The 11,440-nt window shown below is 67.8% G+C and carries 11 protein-coding genes and 1 pseudogene; 9 read left to right on the top strand and 3 right to left on the bottom strand.

The window, feature by feature from the left end:
• Positions 1-322: 322 nt before the first annotated feature.
• The 4 genes from WDC87_RS15065 to WDC87_RS15050 all read left to right on the top strand — a co-directional run bounded on the left by WDC87_RS15065 (position 323) and on the right by WDC87_RS15050 (position 4,069).
• Entirely contained in the window at positions 323-958 is a 636-nt protein-coding gene (locus WDC87_RS15065) for an SCP2 sterol-binding domain-containing protein (protein WP_005420772.1), read from the top strand.
• The gene (gene ubiB / locus WDC87_RS15060) at positions 955-2,610 is read left to right on the top strand and encodes a ubiquinone biosynthesis regulatory protein kinase UbiB (RefSeq protein WP_061479344.1); all 1,656 of its coding nucleotides are present in this window, start codon (positions 955-957) and stop codon (positions 2,608-2,610) included. Before WDC87_RS15065 ends, ubiB begins: the two co-directional genes overlap by 4 nt.
• Positions 2,611-2,642: 32 nt before the next feature.
• Entirely contained in the window at positions 2,643-3,194 is a 552-nt protein-coding gene (locus WDC87_RS15055) for an O-methyltransferase (RefSeq protein WP_252744282.1), read from the top strand.
• Positions 3,195-3,325: 131 nt separating this feature from the next.
• Entirely contained in the window at positions 3,326-4,069 is a 744-nt protein-coding gene (locus tag WDC87_RS15050; RefSeq protein WP_088496707.1) for a pseudouridine synthase, read from the top strand.
• A gap of 3 nt (positions 4,070-4,072) precedes the next feature.
• On the opposite strand, the pseudogene WDC87_RS15045 reads toward WDC87_RS15050, so the two are convergent.
• Positions 4,073-4,438: pseudogene (locus tag WDC87_RS15045) on the bottom strand (DUF2059 domain-containing protein); the annotation flags it as partial.
• A gap of 193 nt (positions 4,439-4,631) precedes the next feature.
• Here WDC87_RS15045 and arfB point away from each other — a divergent pair.
• The 3 genes from arfB to dcp all read left to right on the top strand — a co-directional run bounded on the left by arfB (position 4,632) and on the right by dcp (position 7,938).
• Positions 4,632-5,063, top strand: coding sequence for an alternative ribosome rescue aminoacyl-tRNA hydrolase ArfB (gene arfB, locus WDC87_RS15040; protein ID WP_005420755.1), 432 nt, complete (start codon positions 4,632-4,634; stop codon positions 5,061-5,063).
• A gap of 4 nt (positions 5,064-5,067) precedes the next feature.
• Positions 5,068-5,670 (top strand): lysophospholipid acyltransferase family protein, encoded by a 603-nt coding sequence (locus WDC87_RS15035; protein ID WP_049413619.1) that lies wholly within the window; start codon positions 5,068-5,070, stop codon positions 5,668-5,670.
• Between the two features lie 111 nt (positions 5,671-5,781).
• Positions 5,782-7,938 (top strand): peptidyl-dipeptidase Dcp, encoded by a 2,157-nt coding sequence (gene dcp / locus WDC87_RS15030; protein WP_252744262.1) that lies wholly within the window; start codon positions 5,782-5,784, stop codon positions 7,936-7,938.
• A gap of 117 nt (positions 7,939-8,055) precedes the next feature.
• Here the strand turns inward: dcp and WDC87_RS15025 are convergent, their stop codons facing one another.
• Together WDC87_RS15025 and WDC87_RS15020 are read right to left on the bottom strand one after the other, a co-directional pair.
• On the bottom strand, positions 8,056-8,502 hold the full coding sequence (locus tag WDC87_RS15025) for a 3-dehydroquinate dehydratase (protein WP_004153636.1): 447 nt from the start codon (positions 8,500-8,502) through the stop codon (positions 8,056-8,058).
• Between the two features lie 3 nt (positions 8,503-8,505).
• Positions 8,506-8,907, bottom strand: a complete 402-nt coding sequence (locus WDC87_RS15020) for a hypothetical protein (RefSeq protein WP_061480257.1) — start codon at positions 8,905-8,907, stop codon at positions 8,506-8,508.
• A 305-nt stretch (positions 8,908-9,212) separates the two neighbouring features.
• On the opposite strand from WDC87_RS15020, the gene lepB reads away from it, so the two are divergent.
• Positions 9,213-9,839: a signal peptidase I gene (gene lepB / locus WDC87_RS15015; RefSeq protein WP_005420745.1), complete on the top strand. Its 627-nt coding sequence runs from the start codon at positions 9,213-9,215 to the stop codon at positions 9,837-9,839.
• A gap of 124 nt (positions 9,840-9,963) precedes the next feature.
• Positions 9,964-11,220, top strand: a complete 1,257-nt coding sequence (locus WDC87_RS15010; RefSeq protein WP_252744338.1) for an MFS transporter — start codon at positions 9,964-9,966, stop codon at positions 11,218-11,220.
• Positions 11,221-11,440 lie beyond the last annotated feature (220 nt).

Raw genomic sequence — 11,440 nt, 5'->3', positions numbered from 1 at the left:
ATTATTAAACTATATACAATTAATATTTGTTTTTTATATTCGGTTTAAAAAAATCCCCCACACCAACAAACCAACACACAACCCCCAGCCCCACCAAGCCCACCAAGCGGGGCGGGGGGGGGGGGGGCGGGGGGGGGGGGGGCCCCCCCCGCGCCGGCCCCCCCCCGGCGGCCCGCCCCCCCCCCCCCCCCCCCCCCCCCCCCCCCCCCCACCCCGCCATCCCACGGATAGCCAGCTTTTGATGTTGCCCTGGCTGTTGCATCTGCGGGTGCCGGGCGGCAGCCCGGCCCAAGCCCCCCACCCACGCAGGTAGAATGCGCCCATGGCTCTTTCCCTGCTCAAGTCCCTCAAGCCGGTCGCTGGCCGCGCCCTGCAGATCGCCCTGAACCGCGCGCTGGCGCTGGATCCGGATACCCGCCATGCCCTGGCCAGCCTCGATGGCCGGCACATCGACCTGACCCTGGAAGCGCCGTCGCTGGCGATGCGCATCAGCGTCGACGGCGACCAGCTGCGGGTCGGCCCGGTGGATGCGCAGGAAGCCGACCTGGCCGTGCGCAGCAGCCTGGCCGGCGTGCTGGCGCAGCTGCCGCTGCTGGCCAACGCACGGCGCGGCGAGTCCAACAACAAGGGCCGTGTACGCGTGGCCGGTGACGCCGAACTGGCGCGGCGCCTGCAGCAGCTGGCCAAGGGCTTCGACCCGGACTGGCAGCAGCCGTTCGTCAGCGTGTTTGGCGAGGTACTGGGCGTGCAGGTCGCCAACACCCTGCGCAGCGCCCTGCAGCACGCGCGCCAGGGCGCGATCGACCTGGCCCACAGCGCCGCCGAATTCATCACCGAGGAATCGCGCGACGTGGTGCCGCGCGCCGAACTGGATGCCTTCCACGATGATGTGGACGTGCTGCGCGATGACGTCGAGCGTCTTGGCGCGCGGGTGCAGCGCCTGCGGGGTGCCGCATGAAGGCCGTGCTGCGGGCGAGCCGCATCGGCCGGGTGATCCTGCGTTACCGCCTTGACGACCTGCTGCAGGGCACGCCGGCCGAGCGTTGGCTGCGCCTGGCCAAGCCGTTCGTGCCGCGTGCCTCGGCCGACATCGCCGCACAGTCGCGCGGTGCGCGCCTGCGCCTGGCGCTGCAGGACCTCGGCCCGATCTTCGTCAAGTTCGGCCAGATCCTGTCCACCCGCCGCGACCTGGTGCCGCCGGACGTGGCCAACGAACTGACCCTGCTGCAGGACCGGGTCAAGCCGTTCGACGGTGACACCGCGCGTCGCATTGTCGAGGAAGCGCTTGGCTTGCCGGTCAGCGAGGCGTTCGCCAGCTTCGATACCGAACCACTGGCCTCGGCTTCGATCGCGCAGGTGCATGCGGCCACGCTGGCCGATGGCCGCCAGGTGGTGGTCAAGGTGCTGCGCCCGGGCATCGAGAAGCAGATCGATGCCGACATCGCCCTGCTCAACTCGCTGGCCGCGCTGGTCGAGCGTACCCATCCGCGTGCCGACAAGATCCGACCGCGCGAAGTGGTGGCCGAAGTCGAGAACACCCTGGCCGCCGAGCTGGACCTGCAGCGCGAAGGCGCCAATGCCAGCGTGCTGCGCCGCTTCTGGGAGAACAGCGACGACCTGTACGTGCCGGAAGTGATCTGGAGCCATACCGCCGAGCGCGCGCTGACCCTGGAGCGCGTGTGGGGCATCCCGTCCGACGACATCGCTGCGCTCGACAAGGCGGGCATCGACCGCAAGGCACTGGCCGCCAAGGGCGTGCGGGTCTTCTACACCCAGGTGTTCCGCGACAACTTCTTCCATGCCGATGCGCACGCCGGCAACATCTGGGTCGACACCGATCCGGCCCGCCGCGCCAACCCGCGATTCATCGCGCTGGACTTCGGCATCATGGGCCAGCTGTCGCAGGAGGATCAGTACTACCTGGCCGAGAACTTCATGGCCATCTTCAACCGCGACTACCGCCGCATCGCCGAACTGCATGTGCAGGCGCGCTGGATGCCGGACAACGTGCGCATCGATGATCTGGAAGCGGCCGTGCGTTCGGTGTGCGAGCCGTACTTCACCCGTCCGCTGTCGCAGATCTCGCTGGCCGAAGTGCTGATGAAGCTGTTCCGCGTGGCGCAGCGCTACCAGCTGACCCTGCAGCCGCAGCTGATCCTGCTGCAGAAGACCCTGCTGAACATCGAAGGTGTCGGCCGCCAGCTGGATCCGCAGATCGATATCTGGGCGGTGGCCAAGCCGGTGCTGGCGAAGATCCTGCGCGAGCGCTACAGCCCACGCCGGGTCGTGCGCGAGATCGGCAAGCGGTTGCCGGAAATCATGACCCACGCACCGGACATGCCGCGCCTCGTACACGCCTGGCTGACCCAGCAGGTGGAGGGGCGCCACGAGCTGGCGATGCGCTCGCGCGATCTGGTTGCGCTGGATGCCAGCGTGCAGCGCCTGCAGAAGCGCGCGGTCGGCGCGATCACCGGCGTCGGCCTGCTGGCCATCGCCGCGCTGATGTACGTGCTGCAGCCGCCGGGCTGGTACTGGGGCGACCTGCCGATGTGGAGCTGGGTGTCCGGTGCCGTCGGCGCGCTGGCGCTGGCGCGCGCGTGGTGGAGATAGACCCGGTGCTGCAGACGCTGAAGAACGAACTGATGCACTTCGGTGCTGAAAACGACGCGCATGAAACCGAGCGCGCTCGGCGCATGCTCAACATCACGCCGGATACCGGTGAATTCCTGTCGGTGCTGGTGCGTTTCGGCACCGCACGCCGTGTACTGGAAATCGGCACCTCCAATGGCTACTCCACGCTGTGGCTGGCCGAAGCCGCCGCCGCCATCGACGGCCACGTGACCACGCTGGAAGTCGCCGAGGACAAGGTGGCGATGGCGCGATCCACGTTCGCGCGCAGCGGCTTGGCCGCGCACATCACGCTGGTGCATGGCGATGCCGGGCAGTGGTTGGCAGAGGCCGGCGAAGGCTGCATCGACCTGCTGTTCCTCGATTCGGACCGCGGGCAGTACGCCGGCTGGTGGCCGCAGGTGCGCCGCGTGCTGCGGCCAGGGGGCCTGCTGGTGGTGGACAACGCCACGTCGCACGCGGAAGAGATGGAACCCTTGTGCCTGCTGCTGGATGCCGATCCGGACTTCAGCACCAGCGTGGTGCCGGTGGGCAACGGCGAACTGCTGGCCGTGCGCAACGCCTGATTGCCACGCTGCCCGCGCGTGATCCGGTAGTGCCGGCTGCTGGCCGGCAGCCGCCGCAATCCAACTGCCCGGAGGCAGCCGGCCAGCGGCCGGCTCTACCCCATTCAGTGCCCAGCCACGATAATCCCGCGGTGAGTACCGAACCTGACACCCTCGCCGCGGTCGAGACTGAAACCGCGCCCCTGCAGCTGCTGCACCTGGATGAGCGCCTGGCCGTGGTCAACAAGCCTGCCGGGCTGATGGTCCACGACAGCAAGCTGGCCCGTGGCGAAGATGATTTCCTGGCCGACCGCCTGCGTGAGCAGCTGGGGCGGCCGATCTTCCTCGTGCACCGCCTGGACCGGGCCACCAGCGGCTGCCTGCTGCTGGCCTTCGACCGCGAAACCGCCAGTTCGCTGGGCAAGGCACTGATGGGGGGCGAAGTGGCCAAGGACTACCTGACGGTCTGCCGAGGCTGGCCTGCCGAGCTGTCCTGGCGGGTGGACCATGATCTGGATGGCGGGCCGGGCAAGCCGGTGAAGAAGCCGGCGATCACCGATTTCCAGCGCCTGGCCACTGGCGAGCTGTCGGTGCCGGTGGGCGAATTCAGCAGCTCGCGCTACGCGCTGCTGCGCTGCCAGCCGCAGACCGGGCGCTTCCGGCAGATCCGCCGTCACCTCAAGCACCTCTCGCATCACATGATCGGCGATACCAGCCACGGCGATGGGCGCCACAACCGCGTCTTCCGCATGCAGGGCGTGCACCGCATGCTGCTGCACGCCGAGCGCCTGCGTTTTCCGCATCCGGAGGGCGGCAACGTGGATGTCAGTGCGCCGCTGGACCGCCAGTTCCAGAAGGCACTGGACCTGTTCGGCTGGCAGGTGGACGCAGTTTGACGGTAGTGCCGGGGTCTTGTCCAGCAGGCTCTGGCCTGCCGCGCTCTCGTAGAACTCGGCCATCGCCAGCACGTCTTCCTTGCTGAACGTCTTCTTGTACAGGTCCACGTACATCGGCCGCAGCTGCTGCCACGACATGGCCTGGCGCAGGGTCTGGCTGGTCCGCGCCTGGATCCGCTTCAGCTGTTCCTGCTGCTGGGCGGTGAGCTGGCGCTGCGCGGCCACCTGCTGGAACTGCTGCTGCTGCATGGCTTCGATCTGCGGCACCATGGTGTCGATCATGCTCTGCGCGCGCGAGGCCGACAGCAGGCGGTTGATGTCGCCGTCGGTCGGCGGGGCGGCCAGTGCCGGGACGCTGGCCGTGGCCAGTGCCAGCAGCAGGGCGGCGCGGCGCAGCAGGAACGGCAGGGCGGGTGCGAAGCGGGTCATGCGGGCTTCCTGCGGTACATGGGACCGCCAGCATACCTGCAGCCCAGGCGAAGGCGGCGTGTTCGGCGCCTGATCGGCGGCATACGGGGCGCGATGGCGCACTCCACCACGTGGCTGCCGCTACAATGCGCGGATGGGCAGTGGACCGGTCACCATCAGCGCGCAGCTTGAAATCCCCGACGGCGAGATCGTCGAGCGGTTCGTGCGCGCCAGTGGCGCCGGCGGCCAGAACGTCAACAAGGTGTCCACTGCGGTGGAACTGCGTTTCGACGTGGCCAACTCGCCCTCGTTGCCCGAACCGTTGCGCGCGCGGCTGTTGGCGCGGCGTGACCGGCGCATGACCGGCGAAGGCGTGCTGGTCATCGACGCGCAACGTTTCCGCACCCAGGATCGCAATCGCGAGGATGCGCGCGAGCGGCTGGCGGCCTTCATCCAGGCCGGGCTGAGCGTGCCCAAACCGCGCAAGGCCACCAAGCCGACCCTCGGGTCGAAACTGCGTCGTCTGGACGCCAAACGCGGGCGCGCGCAGATCAAGCGCGGGCGCTCATCACGTGACTGGGAGTGATTGCTTGAACAACCCGACTTCGTTGCTGCCGGCCGTCCCGCCGCAGATGCCGCAGGTCAAACCCAACGCCTTCCTGCGCTGGCTGGCGCGCTGCACCCTGCGCATGGGGGGCTGGAAGGTGACCGGCACCCTGCCTGACATCCCCAGGCTGGTCTTCATCATCGCCCCGCATTCGTCCAACTGGGACGGGCTGTGGGGCATGGCGGCGAAGATCGCGCTCGGCATGAAGGTGAAGGTGCTGGGCAAGGCGTCGCTGTTCTGGTGGCCGCTGGGCCCGTTGCTGCACCGGCTGGGCGTGATTCCGCTCGATCGCAGCTCGCCACAGGGCACGGTGGGCCAGGCGGTGGACCTGCTGCGCAACAACGAGAAGATGTGGTTCGCCATCACCCCCGAGGGCACCCGCAAGGCGGTGAAGGACTGGAAGGCCGGCTTCCTGAAGATCGCCCGGATGGCCGACGTGCCGATCCTGACTGCGTATTTCCACTATCCGGAAAAGACCATCGGCATCGGTCCGTTGTTCACCCCGAGCGGCGACGATGTGGCCGACATGGCTGCCATCCGCGAGTTCTACCGGCCCTGGATCGGCAAGACCCGCGGCACGGTCTGAGCCGGCCGCAGGCCGCCGCATAGACGCCACGTCCGGCACATGCCGGGCGAGCGCGACAGGAGTAGGGTGGAGGGCTGGTATCCATACCGTCTGCCCAAGGAGCGTTTTTACATGTCGCGTACCGTAGTCCTGGCCGCCGCCATCAGCCTGGCGCTGGCGGCCTGTTCCGGCAAGGAGTCCACCCCCGTGTCCGATGCCCAGAAGACCCCGGCCCAGCAGCCGGCCGAAGCCTCCACCAATCCGCTGCTGAGTGCCAGCACGCTGCCGTTCCAGGCCCCGCCGTTCGACAAGATCAAGGACAGCGACTACCTGCCGGCGTTCGAAGAAGGCATGCGCCAGCACCTGGCCGACGTGCGCAAGATCGCCGACAGCAGCGAGCCGGCCACCTTCGACAACACCATCGTGGCGATGGAGCGCAGCGGCGAGACCCTGACCCGCGTGTCGCGCATCTTCTTCGGCCTGGTCCAGGCCGACACCAACGATGCGCGCCAGAAGATCCAGGAAGAAGTGGCGCCGAAGCTGGCCGCGCACCAGGATGAGATCAACCTCGATCCGAAGCTGTTCGCGCGCGTGAAGTCGCTGTACGACCAGCGTGACACGCTGGAGCTGGACCCGGTTCAGAAGCGCCTGGTCGAGCACTATTACGATGGCCTGGTGCGCGCCGGTGCGCAGCTGTCCGACGCTGACAAGGCGACCCTGCGCAAGCTCAACGTGGAAGAGACCACGCTCTCCACCCAGTTCCACACCCGCCTGGTGGCCGCGACCGCCGCTGCGGCTGTTGTCGTTGACGACAAGGCCAAGCTGGCCGGCCTGGACGAGGGCGCAATCAACAACGCTGCGGCCGCCGCCAAGGACCGCAAGCTGGATGGCAAATTCCTGCTGCCGCTGCAGAACACCACCCAGCAGCCGGTGCTCGGCTCGCTGAGCGATCGCGACCAGCGTGCCGCCGTGCTGAAGGCCTCTGAAACCCGCGCCGAGCGCGGTGATGCCAACGACACCCGGCAGACCGTGCAGCGCCTGGCCCAGCTGCGTGCGCAGAAGGCCAAGCTGCTCGGCTTTGACACCTTCGCCGACTACCAGCTGGGCGACCAGATGGCCAAGACTCCGGCGGCCGCGCTCAAGCTGCTGACCGACACCGTGCCGGCCGCCACCGCCAAGGCGCGCGCCGAGGCCGGTGAGATCCAGAAGGTCATCGACGCGCAGAAGGGCGGATTCCAGGTCGCCGCTTCGGACTGGGACTTCTACTCCGAGCAGGTGCGCAAGGCCAAGTACGATCTGGACGAGTCGCAGATCAAGCCGTACTTCGAACTGGACAACGTGCTGCAGAACGGCGTCTTCTACGCCGCCACCCAGCTGTACGGCATCACCTTCAAGCCGCGCACCGACATTCCGACCTACAACCCGGACATGAAGGTGTACGAAGTGTTCGACAAGGACGGCACCTCGCTGGCGCTGTTCTACACCGACTACTTCAAGCGTGACAGCAAGTCCGGTGGCGCCTGGATGGACGTGTTCGTCGAACAGGACGGCCTGACCGGTGCCAAGCCGGTGGTCTACAACGTCTGCAACTTCACCAAGCCAGCTGCCGGCCAGCCGGCGCTGATCAGCTTCGACGACGTCACCACGATGTTCCATGAGTTCGGCCATGCGCTGCACGGCATGTTCTCGAACGTGAAGTACCCGTCGATCGCCGGCACCGCCACCTCGCGTGACTTCGTCGAGTTCCCGTCGCAGTTCAACGAGCACTGGGCGCTGGACCCGAAGGTGTTCGCCAACTACGCCAAGCACTACAAGACCGGCGAGGCGATGCCGCAGGAACTGGTCGACAAGATTCTCAAGGCGCGCAGCTTCAACCAGGGCTATGCGACCACCGAATACCTGTCGGCCGCGCTGCTCGACCTGGCTTGGCACACGCAGAAGGCCGATGCGCCGCTGCAGGATGTCGGTGCCTTTGAAGCCAGCGCGCTGAAGAAGTTCAAGGTCGACCTGCCGCAGGTGCCGCCGCGTTACCGCACCACCTACTTCGACCACATCTGGGGTGGTGGTTACTCGGCCGGTTACTACGCCTACTTCTGGGCCGAAGTGCTGGACCATGACGCCTACCAGTGGTTCACCGAACACGGTGGCCTGACTGCGGCCAACGGCCAGGAGTTCCGCGACAAGATCCTCTCGCGCGGCAACAGCGTGGAGTTGTCGACCCTGTACCGCGATTTCCGCGGCAAGGACCCGTCGGTGGAACCGCTGCTGAAGTTCCGCGGGCTGAAATAAGAAAGCGAAAACGGCGGGGGCAACCCCGCCGTTTTTCTTTGTGTAGAGCCGAGCCCATGCTCGGCTGGCTTTTTCTGGAGACGCAGCCGAGCATAGGCTCGGCTCTACACAAGCGGATCACGTCCCCACGTGCACCCGGTTGGCCTGCTCGGCCAGGCCCAGGTGGTCGAGCGCGATATCCAGCGCCAGCACATAACTCTGCGCGCCATACCCAGCAGCAATGCCCAGGCGCTGGCCGACACCGGCCGGCAGGCACGGTTCGGCCACCGCGCCGTCGTCATGCACCTCTACGTACGCGTTGTGCAGATAGGGCAGCAGCCGCTGCAGGCGCAGACTGTTGGCACACGCACCCGGATCGAGCAGCGTCACCTCGCCACGGCTGTGGTCGGCCACGCGCAGCGCATCGAGTAGTTCCTGTTCCGAACCGCAGGCGCGGATCGCCACGCTGGTGCCGGCGTCGATCGCGCGATGCACCAGCGACTTCAGGACCGGTGCCGGCAGCGGCATCGCGGTGCGGATCAGGGCGCCGGCCGCTTCCGGGCCGCGGATGATGAAGATCGACATGACTCAGCTCTCCTGCGCCAGGCGGCGGCCGACAATGGCCAGCGACAACGGGTAACCGGCCTGCTGGCTGCGCTGGTCGACCACCACGGCGGCGGGGCCGTGCTGCAGGCGCAGGCGTGCATCCAGACCAGGTTCGCTGGGCGCCTGCAACTCGATGTACTGCGCCGGCAGCCGTTCCAGCGCCGCCTGCAGCGCGCCACCTTCGGCCTGCCATTGCGCCTCGTCGGCGGCACCGACATCCAGCAGTACCCAGTCGGCCGAGCGCGCCTGCGGCTGGCACAGGCATTGGCGTACCTCGGACAGGCTGGCGCAATCACTGCACAGCACGCGATGGCCGGCCAGCTGTGCCGGCAGTTGGGGACGCGGTGCCGACGAAGAGGCGTGGCGGATCACCAGGAGGGTCATACAACACCTTGCGGAATGCGCCGTGTGGCGCGGTGGGCACACGATGCGCGTGCTGCCCGTAAAGGTGCGATGCCCGCGGCCGGACCGGGGCGTAAAACCTGCGTAACCCTTCATGTAGAGCCGAGCCTACGCTCGGCTGCCGTTCCGTAGAGTCGAGCTTGCTCGACTGCTCTGCGCCCCAGTCGGGCAACCTCGACGCTACAAAGAACAAGCCGAGCATGGGCTCGGCTCTACAGGAGCGCGGCGCGGGAACCTCTTGCGCCCGGATGTGGTCTGATGCAGCCACCACCCAACCGGAGCCTGTCATGGATGCTGTTGCCCGTCCCCCCTTTTCCCAACGCGCCGTGGCCTGGCTGAAGAAGGAGGCATTGCCGCTGCTGGTGATGCTCGGCCTGCTCGCCGCCGCCCGCGATACCCTGGCCAACCATTACGTGGTGCCGAGTGGTTCGATGCAGCCGACCCTGCAGCCCGGCGACCGGGTGGTGGTGGACATGCGCGCCTACGGTCTGCGTCTGCCGTTCACCAACACGGAACTGATGGCGACCGGCACCCCGCAGCGTGGCGAGGTGGCGGTCTTCGACTCACCGGCCGACGGCACCCGCCTGATCAAGCGCGTCGCGGCGGTGGCCGGTGACCATGTGCAGATGCGCGAGGGCCATCTGAGCATCAACGGGCAGCCGCTGCAGATGGCCGACCTGCAGGACGTGGAAGCCTTCGGCGAGCGACGCGCCCGCCTTGATCTGGACATGGGCGGCGGTCCGGACATCGCCGACCTGGTGGTGCCGGCCGGCAAGGTGCTGGTGCTGGGTGACCACCGCGGCAACAGCTTCGATGGCCGCTTCTTCGGCTTCGTCGACGCCGACAAGCTCTACGGCCGCGCGGTGGCGGTGTACTACCGCCGGGGCGACGGCTTCGAGTGGCAGCGCCTGTAAGCTGAATTGATACTTCTCGTATATCAATCATGACCTATCAGGTTATGGATCGACTGGATAGACGGGCCTAGTCTGAGGCCCGTTCCCTCCCACGCTTGGCCGCCCCCACCGGCCCATCGATCCCATGACTGGCGAAACCGCGGCGGCCGTCGAACGCCGCCCTCCCACTGTCGATCCCAGCGCCGAGACCCGCATCCAGCAGGGCACACCGGCCTTTCGTCGCACCGCGCTGGCGCTGTTCCTGGCCGGCTTTTCCACCTTCGGCCTGCTGTACACGGTGCAGCCGCTGCTGCCTGAGTTCAGCCGTCACTTCGGCGTGTCCGCCGCCGGCAGCGCGATGTCGTTGTCGCTGACCACCGGTACCCTGGCCGTAGCGATGCTGCTGGCCGGGTTGCTGTCCGACGCGGTCGGCCGCCGCCCGTTGATGATCGTCGCGTTGCTGGCCTCGGCCATGCTGTCGCTGAGCTCGGCGCTGGTGGATGACTGGACCACGCTGCTGGTATTGCGCACGCTGCTCGGCCTGGCGCTGAGCGGCGTGCCGGCGGTGGCGATGACCTACCTGGTCGAGGAAATGGACAGCCGCGCGCTGGGCCTGGCGATGGGCCTGTACATCGGCGGCAATGCCATCGGTGGCATGAGCGGACGCCTGCTGGCCGGCATCATCGCCGACCACTGGGGCTGGCGCTGGGGTATCGGCGTGGTCTCGATCATCGCCATCGCCAGTACCGTGCTGTTGTGGCTGCAGCTGCCGCCGTCGCGCCACTTCCATCCCCGTCGTGACGGCCTGCGCCGGTTGCCGTCGCGCTGGCGCCTGCTGTTCGCCGACCCAGGCCTGCCGTGGCTGTTCGCCACCTCGTTCGTGCTGATGGGCGTGTTCGTCACCCTCTACAACTACCTGGGCTACCACCTGCTGGCGCCACCGTACCACCTCAGCCAGACCGTGGTCGGCCTGATCTTCAGCGTCTATCTGGTGGGCACCTTCAGTTCGGCGTGGATGGGCCAGCAGGCAACGCGCTACGGGCGCGGCCGCATCCTGTCGATCTCGTTGGCGTTGATCGGCGCCGGCATCGCACTGCTGGTAATGCCGTGGCTGAGTGCGATGGCACTGGGTATCGCGCTGGTCACGTTCGGCTTCTTCGGCGGCCACTCGGTGGCCAGCAGCTGGGTTGGCAGCCGCGCCGGTACGATGCGCGCCGAAGCCTCGGCGATGTACCTGTTCGCCTACTACCTGGGATCCAGCGTGCTGGGCGGGGTCGGTGGCCTGGCCTATGCGGCCTGGGACTGGCGGGGGGTATGCGTGTTCGCTGCGGTGCTGACTCTGATCGGTGGTGGCATCGTCTGGGCACTGCAGCAGCGCGCGCCGCAGCCGGTGACGGCGTGAACCAAACTGTACAGTAGTGGGGGGGGGGGGGGGGGGGGGGGGGGGCCGGGGGGGGGGGGGGCGCGCGGGGGGCGGCCCCCCGCGGCGCGGCCGCCGCCGCCCCCCCCCCCCCCGCCCCCCCCCCCCCGGCCGCCCGTCCTAGGCAAGCCCGGAACACAATCGCCGCGCCCCCCCCCCCGCAAAAAAAAAATATACCCCCCCACACCCGCTCCCACGACAA

The sequence above is a fragment of the Stenotrophomonas maltophilia group sp. Smal12 genome (assembly GCF_037079935.1).
Taxonomy (GTDB): Bacteria; Pseudomonadota; Gammaproteobacteria; order Xanthomonadales; family Xanthomonadaceae; genus Stenotrophomonas; species Stenotrophomonas sepilia.
This window is presented reverse-complemented; position numbering and strand designations above follow the sequence as displayed.